At 68.8% G+C, this 17,266-nt stretch carries 16 protein-coding genes and 1 pseudogene; 9 read left to right on the top strand and 8 right to left on the bottom strand.

What is annotated here, in order from left to right; genetic code table 11:
• Positions 1 to 101 precede the first annotated feature (101 nt).
• From ACPWT1_RS04290 to ACPWT1_RS04280, 3 genes are read right to left on the bottom strand one after another with little or no spacing between them, the layout of a single operon-like run.
• The gene (locus ACPWT1_RS04290) at positions 102 to 1,172 is read right to left on the bottom strand and encodes a lysylphosphatidylglycerol synthase domain-containing protein (RefSeq protein ID WP_427914176.1); all 1,071 of its coding nucleotides are present in this window, start codon (positions 1,170 to 1,172) and stop codon (positions 102 to 104) included.
• Positions 1,169 to 2,419: a cardiolipin synthase ClsB gene (gene clsB / locus ACPWT1_RS04285; RefSeq protein ID WP_427914175.1), complete on the bottom strand. Its 1,251-nt coding sequence runs from the start codon at positions 2,417 to 2,419 to the stop codon at positions 1,169 to 1,171. The genes ACPWT1_RS04290 and clsB overlap by 4 nt, the downstream gene beginning before the upstream one ends.
• A gap of 9 nt (positions 2,420 to 2,428) precedes the next feature.
• A complete protein-coding gene (locus ACPWT1_RS04280) occupies positions 2,429 to 3,193 on the bottom strand; it encodes an endonuclease/exonuclease/phosphatase family protein (protein ID WP_427914174.1) in 765 nt (254 codons plus the stop codon).
• 190 nt (positions 3,194 to 3,383) lie between these two features.
• On the opposite strand from ACPWT1_RS04280, the gene ACPWT1_RS04275 reads away from it, so the two are divergent.
• Together ACPWT1_RS04275 and ACPWT1_RS04270 are read left to right on the top strand one after the other, a co-directional pair.
• Positions 3,384 to 3,944 carry an acyloxyacyl hydrolase gene (locus ACPWT1_RS04275; RefSeq protein ID WP_427914173.1) on the top strand — a complete coding sequence of 187 codons (561 nt, stop codon included), beginning with the start codon at positions 3,384 to 3,386 and terminating at the stop codon, positions 3,942 to 3,944.
• Between the two features lie 199 nt (positions 3,945 to 4,143).
• The gene (locus ACPWT1_RS04270) at positions 4,144 to 4,755 is read left to right on the top strand and encodes a hypothetical protein (protein WP_427914172.1); all 612 of its coding nucleotides are present in this window, start codon (positions 4,144 to 4,146) and stop codon (positions 4,753 to 4,755) included.
• An 88-nt stretch (positions 4,756 to 4,843) separates the two neighbouring features.
• Here the strand turns inward: ACPWT1_RS04270 and ACPWT1_RS04265 are convergent, their stop codons facing one another.
• Entirely contained in the window at positions 4,844 to 5,341 is a 498-nt protein-coding gene (locus ACPWT1_RS04265) for a Spy/CpxP family protein refolding chaperone (protein WP_427914171.1), read from the bottom strand.
• 255 nt (positions 5,342 to 5,596) lie between these two features.
• On the opposite strand from ACPWT1_RS04265, the gene ACPWT1_RS04260 reads away from it, so the two are divergent.
• Positions 5,597 to 5,998 (top strand): hypothetical protein, encoded by a 402-nt coding sequence (locus ACPWT1_RS04260; protein ID WP_427914170.1) that lies wholly within the window; start codon positions 5,597 to 5,599, stop codon positions 5,996 to 5,998.
• Positions 5,999 to 6,005: 7 nt separating this feature from the next.
• Here the strand turns inward: ACPWT1_RS04260 and ACPWT1_RS04255 are convergent, their stop codons facing one another.
• Positions 6,006 to 7,124: an alkene reductase gene (locus ACPWT1_RS04255; protein ID WP_427914169.1), complete on the bottom strand. Its 1,119-nt coding sequence runs from the start codon at positions 7,122 to 7,124 to the stop codon at positions 6,006 to 6,008.
• A 104-nt stretch (positions 7,125 to 7,228) separates the two neighbouring features.
• Between ACPWT1_RS04255 and ACPWT1_RS04250 the strand changes: the two are divergent.
• Positions 7,229 to 8,445: pseudogene (locus ACPWT1_RS04250) on the top strand (YbfB/YjiJ family MFS transporter).
• Here ACPWT1_RS04250 and gstA read toward each other — a convergent pair.
• Positions 8,438 to 9,046, bottom strand: coding sequence for a glutathione transferase GstA (gstA, locus tag ACPWT1_RS04245; RefSeq protein ID WP_427914168.1), 609 nt, complete (start codon positions 9,044 to 9,046; stop codon positions 8,438 to 8,440). The pseudogene ACPWT1_RS04250 and the gene gstA overlap by 8 nt on opposite strands.
• Positions 9,047 to 9,135: 89 nt before the next feature.
• On the opposite strand from gstA, the gene ACPWT1_RS04240 reads away from it, so the two are divergent.
• Positions 9,136 to 10,299, top strand: a complete 1,164-nt coding sequence (locus tag ACPWT1_RS04240) for an AsmA family protein (RefSeq protein WP_427914167.1) — start codon at positions 9,136 to 9,138, stop codon at positions 10,297 to 10,299.
• A gap of 70 nt (positions 10,300 to 10,369) precedes the next feature.
• Positions 10,370 to 11,242: a transglutaminase-like domain-containing protein gene (locus ACPWT1_RS04235; protein ID WP_427914166.1), complete on the top strand. Its 873-nt coding sequence runs from the start codon at positions 10,370 to 10,372 to the stop codon at positions 11,240 to 11,242.
• On the opposite strand, the gene ACPWT1_RS04230 is transcribed toward ACPWT1_RS04235, so the two are convergent.
• Both ACPWT1_RS04230 and ACPWT1_RS04225 read right to left on the bottom strand, forming a co-directional pair.
• The gene (locus ACPWT1_RS04230) at positions 11,239 to 11,994 is read right to left on the bottom strand and encodes a class II aldolase/adducin family protein (protein ID WP_427914165.1); all 756 of its coding nucleotides are present in this window, start codon (positions 11,992 to 11,994) and stop codon (positions 11,239 to 11,241) included. The two genes, ACPWT1_RS04235 and ACPWT1_RS04230, sit on opposite strands and share 4 nt — an antisense overlap.
• 189 nt (positions 11,995 to 12,183) lie before the next feature.
• A complete protein-coding gene (locus tag ACPWT1_RS04225; protein ID WP_427914164.1) occupies positions 12,184 to 13,272 on the bottom strand; it encodes a hypothetical protein in 1,089 nt (362 codons plus the stop codon).
• A 731-nt stretch (positions 13,273 to 14,003) separates the two neighbouring features.
• On the opposite strand from ACPWT1_RS04225, the gene mnmG reads away from it, so the two are divergent.
• Genes mnmG through ACPWT1_RS04210 form a run of 3 tightly spaced genes read left to right on the top strand, consistent with a single transcriptional unit; the run spans position 14,004 to position 17,258 of the window.
• On the top strand, positions 14,004 to 15,956 hold the full coding sequence (gene mnmG, locus ACPWT1_RS04220; RefSeq protein WP_427914163.1) for a tRNA uridine-5-carboxymethylaminomethyl(34) synthesis enzyme MnmG: 1,953 nt from the start codon (positions 14,004 to 14,006) through the stop codon (positions 15,954 to 15,956).
• On the top strand, positions 15,953 to 16,600 hold the full coding sequence (gene rsmG, locus ACPWT1_RS04215; protein ID WP_427914162.1) for a 16S rRNA (guanine(527)-N(7))-methyltransferase RsmG: 648 nt from the start codon (positions 15,953 to 15,955) through the stop codon (positions 16,598 to 16,600). The genes mnmG and rsmG overlap by 4 nt, the downstream gene beginning before the upstream one ends.
• Before the next feature lie 43 nt (positions 16,601 to 16,643).
• Positions 16,644 to 17,258 carry a LysE family transporter gene (locus ACPWT1_RS04210; protein WP_427915505.1) on the top strand — a complete coding sequence of 205 codons (615 nt, stop codon included), beginning with the start codon at positions 16,644 to 16,646 and terminating at the stop codon, positions 17,256 to 17,258.
• Positions 17,259 to 17,266 lie beyond the last annotated feature (8 nt).

Raw genomic sequence — 17,266 nt, 5'->3', positions numbered from 1 at the left:
CGTGCCCGGGCCGCGCCCTTCGGGGCTTTGCGGCCTGGCCGTCCACGCGAATGCGTGACGGATGGCACGGCGGGACGGTGGCGGCGGCACATGGTCTGGGTTCAGGCCGGCGCGATGTGGGCGTGCTTCTTCAGGCGCCGGGCCCGCAGTTCCATCACGAGGTACATCGCCGCGGCGATCGCCAGCGGGCCGATGTAGTAGAGGGCGCGATACCCCAGCAGCGCGGCCAGCAGGTGGCCTTCGGAGATGCGGTAGCTGAGCATCGCGATGAACACCGCCTCGAAGACGCCCAGTCCCGCCGGCACGTGCAGCACCACGCCCGCGATCGCGCCCACCAGCAGGACAGTCAACACGTCGGTGTACGCGATCTTCTGCTCCAGCAGCACCCAGATGATTCCGGCCATCAGGCTCCAGTTCAGCGCCGAGATCGCCATCTGCAGCAGGGCCATGCGCCAGGGCGGCAGGTACAGCTCGTGGCCGCGCCAGTTCCAGGTGTGGTCGCCCATGCGCCAGCAGGCCAGGATGTAGGCCAGCGAGATCGACATCAGGCCGGCGCCGATCCATTGCAGGCCGTGGTTGCCCATGTGCCACGCGGGCGGCAGCGCGATCGGATGGACCAGGAACAGGAAGCCCGCAAGCAGCTTGTAGCCCAGCCAGTTGGTGAGCATGCTCATGGAGACGATGCGCGTGATCACGCCGGTGTCCAGGCCCAGCCGCGAGTAGAGGCGGTAGCGGAAGCCGACGCCGCCCACGAACGACCCGATGCACAGGTTGAAGGCGTAGCTCACGAACGTCACCGCCATGACGATCGGCGTCTTCAGCGTGTGGCCGGTGTAGCGGCGCCCGATCAGGTCGAAGCAGGCATAGAGCAGGTGGCTGGCCGCAGCCAGGCCGACGGCGGCCAGCAGCGCCGGCGCGGGCAGTTCGCGCAACGAGTTCGCGACATCGCCCCAGTCGATGTGGCGTGCGTAGGCGACCAGGAGCCACAGCACGGCGGCGAAGAACAGCAGCGAGATGCCACGCTTCATCCACGGCCACCACGGCCGGCCGCCCGGCCTTGTCTTGCCCGCGGGCCTGGCGACGGGCTGGCGCCACCCCGAGTCGGCCGCGTCGCCGATCTGGCTGTCGTTGGCGGCCTCGCGCAGGTTGCGGGGCAGGCTGTTCGGTCTCATGGTCGCTCCTTGCAGTGCCCCATGCCGGCATGCGCGAGTTCGTGCGCCATCGCGGCCTCCAGACGAGGACGGTGCCGCGGCAGCAGCGAGGTGAGCATCGGGTACCAGCGCACGAGGTGGAACGCGATGTAGCTGCGCACCACGTTCAAGAGGCCACTCTCGTGCTCGACCTGCTCGAAGGTCACCTGCCTGCAGCTGAGCCGCATCAGATGGTCGAGCCGCTCGTGCAGGTATCCGTTGAAGCCGCGATCGCGGATGAGGACGTTGGCCTCGAGGTTCAGCGACAGCGACAGCGGGTCGAGGTTGCTCGAGCCGACGGTGGACCATTCGTGGTCCACCAGGGCCACCTTGCCGTGCAGCGGCCGGTCGCAGTACTCGAAGATCCGCACGCCGGCCCGGGCCAGGTGGCCGTACAGCGCACTGGCGCCGACCTTGACGATCGCCATGTCGGGCGTGCCCTGCAGGATCAGGCGCACGTCGACACCGCGCCGGGCCGCGCGCCGCAGGTCGCGGATCAGCCGGTAGCCCGGGAAGAAGTAGGCATTGGCGATGACGATGCGCTCGCGGGCGGCGCGGATCGCGACGCGGTACTGGCGTTCGATGTCGGTGGTATGCGCGCCGTTGTCGCGCGAGACCAGCATCGCCCGGGCGCTGCCGGGCTTGGGCAGCTCCTCGGGCGCGTGGCGCGCGCGGCGCCGCCAGCGCCACCAGCGGCGCGTCTGCGGGTTGTGGCGGGTGCCGGCGGCCAGGTTGGCGTGCACGAAGCGGTGCACCTCGGCCACGATCGGCCCCTGCATCTCGACCGCATAGTCCTGCTTGGCTTCGGGTCCGTAGTCGGCCAGGTGGTCGGCCGAGTAGTTGATGCCGCCGATGAAGCCGATCTCGCCGTCGACGACCACGATCTTGCGGTGCATCCGCCGCAACATGTTCGGGCGCATGCCGAACGGGCGCGGCCCCGGGTCGAACACGTGCAGCCGCACGCCGGCCTCGACCAGCGAGGCGATGAACTGCTCGGACAGGTCGGGTGAACCCCAGCCGTCGATGGTCAGGTCCACCTGCACCCCACGCCGGGCGGCCGCCACCAGCACCTCATGCAGTGCCAGGCCCACCTTGTCCTCGAACAGGATGAAGGTTTCGACGACCACTTCCTTGCGCGCCTCCCCGATGCGGCTGAACACGCGCGGATAGAACTCCTCGCCGTTCTCGAGCAGGAGGAAGTCGTTGCCGTCGTACCAGCGTCCGGACATGGCGGCCGTTCAGAGATGGATCTCGGCCACCAGCGGCGCGTGATCGGAGAGGTGCGACCAGGGCTTGCGCGGAAGCACGACCGGCAGGTGCACCGAGGCGTTGCGCACATAGATGCGATCGAGGGCCAGCATCGGGAAGCGCGACGGGAAGGTCTTGGCCGGCTCCCCATAGGCATTGACGAACACCTCACGCAACCCGATCTCGCGCTCGAGGATGCCGTTGGCGCGGCGACGCCAGTCGTTGAAGTCGCCGGCCACGATCAGCGGGGCGTTGTCGGGCACCTCGCTGCGCACCATCTCGCACAGCAGGTCCAGCTGCTGGATGCGGTGCGACTCGGCCAGGCCCAGGTGGACGCAGATCGCATGCACGTCGATCGCCTGCCCGGGCACGCGCAGCACGCAGTGCAGCAGGCCGCGCTTCTCGGGGCCCGGCAGCGACACGTCGTGGTTCTGGTAGTGGACGATGGGAAATTTGGACATCACGGCATTGCCGTGGTCGCCCTTGGGGTACACCACGTTGCGGCCGTATGCGTACTGCGGCCAGATGCTGTCGGCCAGGAACTCGTAGTGCGGCGCATCGGGCCAGTCGGCGTACTTTTTGCCGTGTTCCTCGTGCGTGCCCAGCACCTCCTGCAGGAACACGACGTCGGCCCCGACCTTGCGCACGGCGTCACGCAGCTCCGGCAGGATGAACCTGCGGTTGAAGCTGGTGAAACCCTTGTGCGTGTTGACCGTCATCACGGTCAGCGGCGGCGCGGCCGGCGTGTCTGGCATTCCGTCAGGACCTCCTGGAGAGAGTTGGTTGTACCGACGGCCTCTACAGGAAGGTGTAGGACGCAAGGCAGGCAGGCTGTCGCCCGAGCTGCGATGTGGCGTGCGACGGCGGAGGGCGGCCGTGTCGCCATCGCACCCGCGCACGCACGCAGCGAGCCACAATGCAGAGCGCTCAGCGCATCGTCGCACCATGACACGCTCAACCGCTGCCCGCCACGTTGCCCGTCTCCTGCTGATTGCGGTCCCCGCGGTCGTGGCCGCCACGCGAGCCGCTGCGGCCGACGAGCCGCCGTCGTTCTTCGTGCAGGCCGGCTCCGGCGAAGAGGCCGTGCGCGCGGCCTCGGTGGGGGGCGCGTGGAACCTGCCCTGGCGCGGCTCGGACGGCGCGGTCGTCGCACGTGCCGAGGCCTTCGTGAGCTCGTGGGACACGCCGAGCCTGGGCGGCGGGCATCGCCGGCTGGTGCAGGTGGGGCTCGTGCCGATGCTGCGGTGGCGCCTCGACGGCGGACGCTCGCCGTGGTTTGCCGAGACCGGCATCGGCGTGTCGTTGCTCGATGGCGACCTGCGCACCCCGCAGCGCACCTTCCGCACGCGCCTGAACTTCAGCGACAACACCGGCGTCGGCCGCAGCTTCGGCGCGCGCAGGGAGCACGAGGTGAGCCTGCGCTGGCAGCACACCTCGAACGCGGGCATTCGCAAGCCCAACCCGGGCCAGGACCTGGTGCTGGTGCGCTACGCCCACGCGTTCTGAGAACAGGTTCTCGCGCAGCGCGCGGGCATCCTGACGCGAGGCCAACACGTGGGCGATGCCGTGCGTGCGCGGCTTGCCAAGTCCTACAGGCATGGTCTCGCGCGTCCGGCACTTCCCCCGCCCGATGGCGCCTTAAGGTTCTTCACACGCCCCGCCTCACGGGGCGGTTCTTTTTGACGAACCTCGAAGGAGTGAAGCAATGCGAACGAAGACGATGTCCCTCCTGCTGGTCGGCCTGCTGGGCGCTGCGACTGCCTGGGCCGAGACGCCGCCGACGGCGACGACCGACGTGCCGGTGGGTGGGCAGGCCAGCACGATGACGCAGGGCCGCCCGAACATGGCCACCACCAACAATCCCGCGGTCGAGAATCCGTCGGCCGTGGGCACGATGGGCGCGAGCGGCCCGATGGCCAGCGATGCGTCCTCGTCCACCAGCGCGATGGGTGCGGCGCCTGCACCGGTGGCCGCGGAGGTCACGCCTTCTTACGGCGCGTCCTCGTCTGACGCCTCGTCCTCGTACGACGCTTCGTCGACGGGCGCGATGGGCGCCGCCGCTCCGGTGCCACAGGACCACATGCGCCGCAGCTGGTTCAACAGCGATCCGCGCCTGGGCACCGGCGAGGAGAGCACGATGGTGAACGGCCAGCCCAATGCCAACCCCGACGATCCGCTGCTGTCCATGACGCGTGAGGAGCGCCGCGCCGAGCGCGAGTTCAAGCAGGCCGATGCCCGCACCCGCCGCGAGCAGGCGATCATGGGATCGCGCAGCGCGCCCGAGCCGTGGCAGCAGCCTGGCGGCACGCCGGAGTAACGCCGCACACGGCAACACCCCGCGCCACCAACGACGAAGCCCGCGCGGTGCGACCCGCGCGGGCTTCGTTCGTTCATCGCACCGCTGGTTAGCGGTTGCCGCCCTGCGGCCCGTGGCCACCATGGCCACCGCGCGGCCCGTGCTGGAACATGCGCGCAGTCTCGGTGTCGAAGGTCTTCTTCTGCTCCGGCGAGAGCTGGGCGTAGAAGGCCTTGGTGGCATCGGCGCGGCGGTCCATCTCGGCGTTGCGGCGGTCACGCATCGCGCGCATCTGGTCCAGCCGCTCGGGCGTGGTCATCGCACCGAGCGCCTGCCGGTCGGGCCGCTGCATGTTGGCCGGCGGCTGCATCGCGTTGGCGAAGCTGGTCCAGGCGGCTTCCTGCGAGGCCGAGATCTGCAGCTTCTGCTTCAGGTCGGCCAGGTGGCGGTTGACGCGTTCGGCCATGCGGGCCGGGTCGAACTGGCGGCCTTGCTGCGGTGCGTTGCCGGTGGCAGCGCCAGGCGCGGTCTGTGCCTGGGCGGCACCGAGGCAGGCGCTGGCGATGACGGCAGCGGCGACGAAGTGCTTGCGGAAAGAGCGGTTCATGGATCTGTCCTTTCGGGGTCTGGAAGGGCCTGGTTCGGTCCGGCTCCGGCCCAGGTTGGAAGCAAGTCTCGCGAGGCTGCGTCAATCGGCCATCGCCGAGGCGTCACAGCGATGTAAAGCTTGTCCCGGCGCGGGCTTGAACACTGCCCCAAGGCTCAGGCATGCGTGCGCCGGGTCCGACAGCAGCTGGTCGCACTTGGTGACAGCGGCGCCGCGGCGGCGCAGCCACCATGAGGCCGACTTCAGGAGACCGCCATGCCTGCATCCCGCCATGGCCCCTGGGCCGTGTTGCTGCTGGCGGTTGCCGCGGCGACCGGCGCGGGTGCCCAGACCACCGCCCCCGCCGATCCGGATGCGCCGCCGCAGGCCCAGCCCGGCCGCGTGCTGAGCGACGTGCAACCGCTGCCGGCCGAAGACCGCGACAGCGACGGTGCCGTGCTGCTGCAGCAGTCACCGGTGCGGGCGCAGAAGGGATCACCACTGCGCTCCGACCAGCGCACGCCGACGCCCGTCGGACGCAATGCGGCGCGGGTGGTGGAACGTGCGCGCAGCTGGGACGACGTGCGCGAGCCCGGGTCCACGCTGGTGCCCGCCGGCGAAGCGTCGGGGGCGCCTCCGGCGGACGGCGCGCCTCCCGCGGGCGGTGCGCCGCCCTGAGCGCGCCTCAGGCGCGCGCTGCCTGCCCGAGCGTCGGGTAGTCGGTGTAGCCCTTGGCTCCGCCGCCGTAGAACGTGGTCTTGTCCGGCGCGTTCAGCGGTGCCCCGGTGCGCAGCCGCTCCACCAGATCCGGGTTCGCGATGTACGGGCGGCCATAAGCCACCAGGTCCGCACCGCGTGACAAGGCCTGCTGGCCCAGCGTGCCGTCGTAGCCGTTGTTGACCATCCATGCGCCCTTGCCGCCGGCCTCGCGGTAGGCGCGCCGCAGCGCGTCGTAGTCGAATGGCCGGTCCGGGATCTCGCGCGGGCCGCCCGTCGCACCCTCGATCACGTGCACATACGACAGCCCCAGCGGCGCGAGTTGCCGGATCACGTATTCGAACAGCGGTTGCGGATCGGGATCGTGCACGTCGTTCGCAGGCGTGACCGGCGACAGGCGAATCGCCGTGCGGCCGCCACCGATCTCGTCGACCACGGCGCGCATCACCTCCAGCAGCAGCCGCGCGCGATTCTCGATCGAGCCGCCGTAGTCGTCGGTGCGATGGTTCGAGCTGCGCTTGAGGAACTGGTCCAGCAGGTAGCCGTTGGCACCGTGCACCTCGACGCCATCGAAGCCAGCGCTGCTCAGGGCATTGCGCGCGGCATGCCGGTAGTCGTGCACGATGCCGGGCAGTTCCTCGGCACGCAGTGCGCGCGGCTCGGAGGTGTCGACGAAGCCGCCCTGGCCGTCCTTGATCAGGTAGGTCTTGGTCTTCGCGGCGATGGCCGAGGGCGCCACCGGCTTCTGCCCGTCCGGCTGCAGGTCGACGTGCGACACCCGGCCCACGTGCCACAGCTGCGTGACGATGCGGCCACCACGTGCATGCACGGCATCGGTGACGCGCTTCCACGCATCGAGCTGCTCGGTGCCGTACAGCCCTGGCACGTCGGCATAGCCCTGGCCCTGGTGGCTGATGGCGGTGGCCTCGGTGATCAGCAGGCCGGCACTGGCGCGCTGTGCGTAGTACTCGGCCATCAGCGGCGTGGGGATCGCGCGCGGCGCGCGGTTGCGGGTGAGGGGCGCCATCACGACGCGGTTGTGCAACTGCAGGTCGCCTGCGCGGACGGGATCGAAAAGACTGGGCATCGGCACGACGTGTTCGAGTTGGAAAGGGCAGGCAGGTTAATGCGCCCTCGATCCACGTGCGACCCGTGCGGGAATCATGCGGTGCTGTCCGACAATGCGCGTCGATGAACACGACGCAGCGATTGCCGCACCTCGCGCTGGCCTGCGCGCTGTCGCTCGGCGCGGCCGTGTCGCTGGGCATCACGCGCTTCGCCTATGGCCTGCTGCTGCCGCCGATGCGCGCCGACCTGCACTGGTCGTACACGCTTGCAGGCGCAATGAACACCGCCAATGCGCTGGGCTACCTGCTCGGCGCGCTGGCCACGCCGCGCCTGCTGCAGCACCTGGGACCTCGCGGCTGGCGGTGGCGGGTTCGGTGCTGGCCACCGTGTTCATGGCGTTGTCGGGCTTCTTCACCGATGCCACCGCGCTGCTGGTGCAGCGCGTGCTGGCCGGCATCGCGAGCGCATTCCTCTTCATCGCCGGCGGGCTGCTGGCGGCGCGCCTGGGCAGCATGCACCCGCGCCGCGCGGGCCTGCTGCTTGGCCTGTACTACGGCGGGACGGGACTGGGCATCGTGGTCTCGGCCGTGCTCGTGCCGGCGGTGCTCGAGGCGGCACGGGTGCAGCCGCATGGCTGGTCGTGGGCATGGTGGGCTCTCGCCCTGGCGTGCGCGGCGGGCACCGCGGTGCTGGCGTGGCCGACGCGCGTGCTGGCGCAGGCGACTGCCGCGCAGCAGTCCACGCATGCGCAGGTCATGGCGGCCGGTCCCGTGTTCCGCTGGCGCGATTTCGCGCCGGGCCTGGCGGGCTACACGATGTTCGGCGTCGGCTACATCGGCTACATGACCTTCGTCATCGCGCTGCTGCGCGAAGAGGCGGTCGCGCCGCAGAAGATCACGTTGTTCTATGCGCTGCTCGGCGTGGCGGTGCTCGCGTCGTCGCGCATCTGGGCCGGCCTGCTCGATCGCTTCCGCGAAGGGCAGCCGCTCGCGCTGCTGAATGCGCTGCTCGGTGTCGCGACCCTGGTGCCGGCACTCACCGCGGCGTGGCCGCTGGTGCTGGCCTCGGGTCTGCTGTTCGGCGCCGTATTCCTGTCGGTAGTGGCATCGACCACCGCGCTGGTGCGGCACAACCTGCCGCCCGCGCAATGGGCCGCCGGCATCAGCGCGTTCACCATCGTGTTCGCTGCCGGCCAGATCGCCGGTCCCACCGTGGTGGGCTGGATCGCGGACGGCCCCGGCGGCCTTGGACGGGGCCTCGTGTTCTCGGCCGCCGCGTTGTGGCTGGGCGCGCTGCTGGCGTGGCGCCAGCCAGCGCTGCCCCGACCCGTGCTTACTTGAGCAGGCCTTCGGCCTTCATCGCTTCCTGCACCGCCGGACGTGCCGCCACGCGATCGCGGAACGCGGTGAGGTTGGGATACGCAGCCAGGTCGATGTTCATCGGCTTGGCCCAGTTGCTCACCGTGAACAGGTAGGCGTCGGCCACGCTGAAGTGGTCGCCCGTGAGGTACTGCTTGCCGGCCAGCTGCTCGTCGACGAACTTGAAGCGGCTGGCCAGGCGCTCACGGTAGATCTGCTTGCCTTCGTCCGGCATCGCGGGATTGAACAGCGGCGAGAACGCCTTGTGGATCTCGGTGCCGATGAACGTCAGCCACTCCTGCAGGCGATAGCGGGGCAGGGTGCCGTTGGCGGGTGCGAGGTTCTTGGTCGGCACCTGGTCGGCGACGTACTGCACGATGGCCGGGCCTTCGCGCAGGCGTGTGCCGTCATCGAGTTCCAGCATCGGCACGTACCCGAGTGGGTTGATGCCGTAGTAGTCGGTACCGTCCTGCAGCTTGTGCGTCTTGGTGCTGGCGAGCACCAGGTCGAAGGCGAGGCCCGCTTCGCGCAGGACGATGTGGGGCGACAGGGAGCAGGCACCGGGGGAGTAGTAAAGCTTCATGTGCGAAAAGTCTCTTCCTCGTTGGGGGGCTTCGGATGCTAGCGGGCCGGCCAATTCCCTGCTGGCCCGTGTCTTGGGACAATCTGCTCATGCGTGCGCAGAACAAGTGGGCCCTGGGCCTCGCGGGGGGAGTGGTGGTGCTGGTGGGGGCGGCGGTGGCCGGACTGGCGCAATGGGCCGGCAGTGCCGACTTCCGGTTGCGGGCCCAGCAGGCGGCGACCCAGGCGCTCGGCGTTCCCGTGCAGCTGGGCGAAGTCGAGATCACCTACTGGCCCGCACTCGGCGTTGCCGTGCATGACGTGCGCGTGCTGACCCGGCCGGCACTCACGCTGGCCCAGATCGAAGCAACGCCGGTCTGGTCGTCGCTGGTGGTGGGCAAGCCGGTGCTCGACGCGCTCGTGGTGCGCAGTGCGGTGCTGCCGCAGCAGGGCATCCTGGCTGCAGTGGCCGCACTGCAGAAGCAAGCGCCCAAGGCCGCGGCGGCCAAGAGCACGAGCGATCCGGCGGCCAGCCTGCCGCGGCGCATCGTGCTCGACCAGGTCACGTGGGTCGATGCCAGCCAGCAGCGCCTGACCGTCAATGCCGAGATCGCCTTCGCCGGCGAACTGCTGCCCGAAACCGCGAAGGTCGACATCGTCGGCGGGCGTTATGCGGGCGCGCAGGCACGGCTGGAGCGCGCGGGCGAGGCCTGGCAGCTGCGCGCCGAGATTGGCGGCGGCACGCTCGCCGGGCCGCTGCGCCTGCAATCGCAAAAGGCCGGCGGCTGGCGCCTCACCGGTGACATCGCGACGGACAAGGTCGAAGTGGCGGCGCTCACCGCGCCCAGCCGCGCGCTGACCGGCAAGCTGAGCGCGCGCACGTCGCTGCAGGCCGACTTCAAGGAGCCCGGCGCGCTGGTGGATGCCATGCGCACGCAGACGAAGTTCACGGTGCACCAGGCGGTGCTGCACGGCATCGACCTCGCGCAGGCCGCGCGCACGCTGGGCATCAGCCGCAGTGGCCAGACCGTGTTCGACACGCTCACGGGCCAGGTGGCCACGCAGGGCAAGGTCGTGCAGCTGAGCAACCTGGTCGCCAACTCGGGCTCGCTGGCCGCCACCGGCAATGTCGTGCTCGCGGCCGACCGGACCCTGAGTGGCAAGGCCAACGTCACGCTGGCCGGCGGCGCCATCGGCGTGCCGTTGACGGTGGGCGGAACCTTGGACGCCCCCTCGGCCTCGCCGGGACTGCCGAGCCTCTTCGGCGGGCGCTGAGCGCTGCCGGGGCCCGCCTACAGCGCGGCGGGCGCCCTGCCGATGACGAACACGGGCGGCGCGGCCTAGCATGCTCGAGCCGTACTTCCGCGGCGCGACGTCTGCCGCCATGCACCTGTCCACCGTCGAGACCCGCCTCACGTACCGCGTGCGCGAGCCATCGCACTGCCGCTTCAACATCGAGGTGGCCCACTGGCCCACGCAGACGATCGTGAGCGAGCAGCTGACGATCACGCCGGAGGTGGCGCTTCACACCCACGTCGAGCCTGCCAGCGGCAATCGCTTCCTGCGCTTCGACGTGCCGCCCGGGCCGCTGGAAGTGCACTACAAGGCCGACGTCGAAGTGCACTGGGAGCGCCCAGCGGACGACCTGCAGGAGCTGCCGGTCAACGAGGTGCCCGATGCGCTGATCGGCGACCTGCTGCCCACGCGCTTCTGCGAATCGGACCTGCTGTGCGCGTTCGCACGCGAGCAGTTCGGGCAGCTGCCGCCAGGCGCGGCACGCGTGCGCGGAATCGTCGACTGGGTCCACCGCCACATCGCCTACCGGCCCGGCAGCACGAACGCGACCAGCACCGCGCAGGACGTGCTGGCGCAGCGCGCCGGCGTGTGCCGCGATTTCGCGCACCTGTGCATCACGTTCTGCCGGGCGCTGAACATCCCGGCGCGGCTCGTCGCCGGCTACGTGTGGTTCGACGAGCCGCCGCAGGACTTCCACGCCATCTTCGAGGCGTGGCTGGGTGGGCGCTGGGTGCTGTTCGACGCCACCGGCATGGCCCCCGTGGATCGGCTCGTGCGCATCGGCACCGGCCGCGATGCCAAGGACGTGGCCTTCAGCACCGTGTTCGGCGCGGTGGAGATGACCGACAAGCTGGTGAGCGTGCTGGAGCACGACCCGCGCGAGCCGGTGGCGGTACAGGGCGCGCCGATGCTCGCCGCCTAGGTCTTGTACGACGCATCCTCGCGATCCAGCTTGCGCAAGAGCGCCGGCCACGCGATGCCCGGACCTTGCCCGGCCGTGGCGACCTTCATCACCTGCCCCATGCCTTGCATGATGGCCGGGTCGACATGCACCAGCTCGCCGCCGGCCTGCGCGTCGATCTGGATCCTGCAGGCGTTCTCGAACGTGTACATCGACAGCCAGGCATCGGCCACGCTCTTGCCCACGGTGAGGAGGCCGTGGTTGCGCAGCAGGAAGTAGGTCTTGGTGCCAAGGTCGGCAACCAGGCGCGGCTTCTCGTCGTCGCGCAGGGCCACGCCCTCGTACTCGTGGGTGGCGAGCGAGGCCAGCACGAAGGTGCTCTGCTGGCTGATGGGAAGCACGCCGCATTTCTGCGCACTGACCGCCACGCCGGCACGCGTGTGGGTGTGCAGCACGCACTGCACGTCCTCACGTGCCGCGTGGATGCAGCTGTGGATCGTGAACCCGGCCGGATTGACGGGGAACGGCGAGTCGATGACCTTGTTGCACCGGGCATCGACCTTCACCAGCGACGAGGCCGTGATCTCGTCGAACAGCAGTCCGTATGGATTGATCAGGAAATGGTGCTCCGGACCGGGCACGCGGGCGCTGATGTGGGTGAAGACCAGGTCGCTCCAGCCATAGGCGGCCACCAGCCGGTAGGCAGCGGCGAGGTCCACCCGGAGCGCCCATTCCTCGGCGCTGACGAGTTCGCGCACGGACGCGATGTGCATGCTTGTCTCCTTCGGCGCCGTCGATGGCGCGCCGGTGACTCTAGACCGAACGCCGGCGTCTGTCGCGTCACAGGGAGGACAGCCGCGCGCGTCCTGCGTCCCGCACACAAATGGCGAGGCCGCCGGCACTTGCGCGCCGGCGACCCGTGGTCCCGGCCTGCGCCGGGGCTCAGCGGATGCGCTCGACCGTCAGAGCTGGGAATCCAGCTGGGCGCGCGTCACCGTGCTGGTCGAGTCGTAGGTGCCGTCGCCATTCGTGTCCACCTGCAGCGAGAAGGTGTCGGTGGACGTGACCGTCAGCAGCAGCGCGGATCCCGAGCCGGTGACCTGGATCGCGCCCGCGGTGACCGAGCCCGTGGACGACACCGCCAGCGGCGTGGGGGTGGTGATCGTGTAGGTCACTTCGCTCGAAGCGAAGCGGCCGTTGCTGGTCTGGACGGTGCCCGACACGGCCAGCGTCGATCCGGTGGGCGATTCGGTTTCCTTCACCGAGTAGTTCGTCAGCGTCACGCTGTGCGAGCCGACGGTGCTGGAGAGCGAGCTCGACGACACGGTGACGCTGGACGACGTGGCGCTCTCCTCGGTGAGCGACATCGTCAGGTCGCCGTTGAACGTCTCGGTCTCGCTGCCGGTCTTCATCGAGAAGTTGGTGCTGACGATGCGCATCGTGATGCTCTTCGGATAGGTCGTCGCGGCGGGGTCGTACGTGCCGCTCACGATGGTGATCGACATCGTGCCGTTCATCACCACGGTGGTGGTGCTGTCGATGCTCTCGGTGCAGTTGTTCGCGGTGAACGTGAACGCATCGCCCGCGGTGAGGCCGTTGGTGCCCGACACGGTCATGTCTTCCGTGATCGAGCCGCCCGCCGTGCAGGCCTGGGTGGTCGCCACGCCGGTGGCGAGCGGGCCGACGGAAGGTTTCGTCACCAGGGACCGGGCTGCCTTGGTCAGCAGCATGGGCCTGGGCCCGGAGCCACCGCTGACCTGCACACCCGTCACGAATGCGCTGCCGGCGGTGGCATCGGTGTTCGTCGATGCGGCCAGCGCTTCGGCCGCGACGGCCTGCGCATTGCTCGAGGTGATCACGACGGCACCCACCGCCGTGCTGCCGGATCCGCCACTGGTGGTGGTCGTCGGGGTCGCGACAGGCGTGCCGGCACTGCCGCCACCACCACCGCCGCCGCACGCGACCAGCGCGAGCGCCGGCACGCACAGCAGGCCGGCGCGCAGCGCACGGCCCCAGTTCCCGAAGCGAACGTTCTTGTTCGATGTCCTCATCACTCCTCCTTTGTGGGAACCGATGAGCTTAGCGACGACGGAAGTTGGCGCTAAGTGGCCTTGTTGTCCAGGCGCAGCAGAAGGAAAGCACCTCCGCCCATTGGCGGAGGTGCAGGCCGACCTCGTGCGTACTTCCAGCGTACTCCGCCCAGTCGGGCGCATCGGGAAGCGAACTCGGCCAGGGAAGAACAGGGCCGGCGTGGCTCCAGGATCGCTGCGCCTACGCCTTCGAAGAACGCGCCGGGCACCCCATCCGGTGGTCGGGAGCGGCAGCCCGGGGGATTGCTGGCGCAAATCGGGCCCCGCTTCTCTTTCTTAGTATTTCTATCTTTTAAATTAGTAGTAGCTAGTAGAGCTCGGCCATTTGTGTGGACAAGCGCCATTTCTCCTTGGTGCACCAAGCACTTACGGCACCTCCCATGCTGTGGGGGAGGGCGCTTCCGGGGTGTCTCGCCAGAATGAACAACTCCGATCCGCGAGCTCTGCTGTGGACAACCCATCGGTTGTGCCGGAACACTCCACAGGGTTGTCCTACCCGCCGAGGTGTTCACCCAGCGTCCCGCGAAGACGACGAAGCCATGCGTCAGTAGGTCGCGGCACACTCGACGCGGCGCGCCAGTGAGCGCTCGCTGGCGCATGTCCCTGCGTCCTGGGTCTTGAAGGCCTCGACCGTACAATCCTTGCCCTCTGGTCTCGTGACCGCCTGCGCCCGGCCAAAGGCGCTGCCTCCCATGCTCTATCCCGAAACTTTCGACGTGATCGTCGTCGGCGGCGGCCATGCCGGCACGGAAGCCGCGCTCGCGGCTGCCCGCATGGGCTGCAAGACGCTGCTGCTCACCCACAACATCGAGACGCTGGGGCAGATGAGCTGCAACCCTTCGATCGGGGGCATCGGCAAGGGCCACCTTGTCAAGGAAGTCGACGCGCTTGGTGGTGCGATGGCGATCGCCACCGACGAAGCGGGAATCCAGTTCCGGATCCTCAACGGGTCCAAGGGCCCGGCGGTTCGCGCCACTCGCGCGCAGGCGGATCGCATTCTCTACAAGGCGGCGATCCGCCGGATGCTGGAGAACCAGCCCAACCTCACGCTGTTCCAGCAGGCGGTCGATGACCTGATGGTCGAGGGCGATCGGGTCGTCGGTGCGGTCACGCAAGTCGGAATCAGGTTCCGCTCGAACACGGTCGTGCTCACGGCCGGAACCTTCCTGGACGGCAAGATCCACGTTGGCCTGAACAACTACGCGGCGGGCCGGGCAGGTGACCCGCCAGCGGCGACGTTGTCGGCGCGGCTGAAGGAACTTCAGTTGCCGCAGGGCCGCCTCAAGACCGGCACGCCGCCGCGCATCGACGGTCGCACGATCGACTTCTCCAAGACCGAGGAGCAGCCGGGTGACCTGGACCCGGTGCCGGTGTTCAGCTTCATGGGCAATGCGGCGATGCATCCGCGCCAGGTGCCGTGCTGGATCACGCACACGAACGAGCGCACGCACGAGATCATCCGGTCGGGCTTCGACCGCAGCCCGATGTTCACCGGCAAGATCGAAGGCGTCGGGCCGCGCTACTGCCCGAGCGTCGAGGACAAGATCAACCGGTTCGCGGACAAGGACAGCCACCAGGTGTTCCTGGAGCCCGAGGGCCTGACCACCAACGAGATCTACCCGAACGGGATCTCGACCAGCCTGCCGTTCGACGTGCAGTACGCCCTGGTGCGCACACTGCCCGGCCTGGAAAACGCCCACATCCTGCGGCCCGGCTATGCGATCGAGTACGACTACTTCGACCCGCGCTCGCTCAGGAGCAGTTTCGAGACGCGCCAGATCGGCGGACTGTTCTTCGCCGGCCAGATCAATGGCACGACCGGCTACGAGGAGGCAGCGGCCCAAGGCATTTTTGCCGGCGTGAACGCGGCGCTTCAATGCCGGGGCGAGGCTGCGTGGCTGCCCGCGCGCGATGAGGCCTATCTCGGCGTGCTGGTCGATGACCTGATCACCAAGGGCGTGACCGAGCCGTATCGGATGTTCACCAGCCGGGCTGAGTTCCGATTGCAGCTCCGCGAGGACAACGCGGACATGCGCCTGACCGAAGCGGGCCGGAGGATGGGACTGGTCCCGGATGATCGCTGGGACGCCTTCAACCGGAAGCGCGATGCTGTTTCACGTGAAACGCAGCGCCTGAAGTCGGTGTGGGTGAATCCGCGCTCGCTGCCTGCGGCGGAATCGGAGCGGGTGCTCGGAAAGGCGATCGAGCATGAACACAATCTGGCCGACCTCTTGCGACGCCCGGCCGTGAGCTATGCAGCGCTCATGAGCCTGGACCTGGGCCGCTACGCGTCGAGCGATGTTTCACGTGAAACGCTCGGCGCGCTGTTCGAACCTGTCGTCGAGCAACTGGAGATTGGCGCCAAGTACGCCGGTTATATCGACCGGCAGAAGGACGAAGTCGAACGGGCCGCGCACTACGAGAACCTGAAGCTGCCCGCCGACCTGGATTACATGGGCGTGAAGGCGCTCTCGATCGAAGTGCGGCAAAAGCTCGACAAGCACCGGCCCGAAACGCTGGGCATGGCGTCCCGCATCTCCGGTGTGACGCCGGCGGCAATCTCGCTGTTGCTTGTCCACCTGAAGAAGAGCAGGGCGAAGGGCTTCACCGCGGCGGCGGCCAACGAACCCAAGCAGGTGGCATGAGTCTGGAGCCGCAACTGCGAGCCGGCATCGACGAGCTCGGGCTGTCCCTCGACGACAAGCAGATCGGCCAGCTCCTGCAGTACCAGGCGCTGCTCGGCAAATGGGGCAAGGTCTACAACCTCACGGCGGTTCGCGATGCGGCGGAGATGCTCACCCACCATCTGCTCGACAGCTTGGCTGTGGTTGCTCCACTGCGTCGGCAGACTGGCTCGGGCCCTGTCCGGTTGCTGGATGTAGGGTCCGGCGCCGGACTGCCGGGCGTCGTTGTCGCGATCTGCTGTCCGGAGATCAGAGTCGATTGCCTGGATGCCGTGGCGAAGAAGGCGGCGTTCGTCCAGCAGGCAGCGGGCACGCTGCAGCTGCCCAACCTGCGCGGCGTCCACGGCCGCGTGGAGCAGGTGCGCGATGCGTACGACGTGGTGAGCTCACGCGCGTTTGCCTCGCTGGTCGACTTCGTCGCCGGGTCGCGCGAGGCGCTTGATCCGTCAGGCATCTGGATGGCCATGAAGGGGAGACATCCCCAAGCCGAAATCGCGGCGCTGCCAGCGGACGTGTTCGTGTTTCACGTGGAACAGCTGCGTGTTCCAGGCCTCGATGCCGAGCGTTGCATCGTCTGGATGCGACCGGCCGCGCCAGACCGCTGACATACACTCGGAACTCCACAAGACGGCTTCACCCGGGAGTTCCATGTTCGGCGTAGCGGATTACGGCGCCTTCGTCGCGGCCATCATCATCTTCCTGGCCATCCCGGGCCCCGGCAACTTGGCCTTGATCACCTCGACAGGGAAGGGCGGCGTCCGCGCCGGATTGGCCGCGACCTTCGGGATCATCGCGGGTGACCAGGTGCTCATGTGGGCTGCCGTCGCTGGTGTGGCCGCACTCTTGATTGCCTATCCCGCCGCTTTCCAGGCAGTGCAGTGGATGGGTGCTGCCTACCTGGCCTGGCTGGGCGCCAAGATGCTGCTCGCCAAGCCCGGCAGCAAGCCGGTCCTGAACATCCAGCCGCGCCACTACTTCCGCCAGGCGGCGGTGATCACGCTCCTGAACCCGAAGGCGATCGTCTTCTACATGGCCTTCTTCCCGCTGTTCGTCGACCCGACCCGGCACCAGGGACTGCTCACCTTCGGCGTGATGGCCGCAACCATCGCCACGCTGACCTTCACCTACGGACTCATCGCCGTGCTGCTCACCCATTTCCTGGCCGAGCGGATGCGCGCCAATCCGCACATCGGCCGCTTGCTCGAAAAGCTGGCCGGCGTGTTCCTCATCGGCTTCGGTGTGAAGCTGGCGATCTCCCGGTGAGCGCGCAC

This window comes from Ramlibacter sp. MMS24-I3-19 (assembly GCF_050320135.1).
In the GTDB taxonomy this organism is placed as follows: Bacteria; Pseudomonadota; Gammaproteobacteria; order Burkholderiales; family Burkholderiaceae_C; genus Ramlibacter.
The sequence above is the reverse complement of the archived record's forward strand: the minus strand, read 5'-3'. Positions and strand labels throughout refer to the sequence as shown.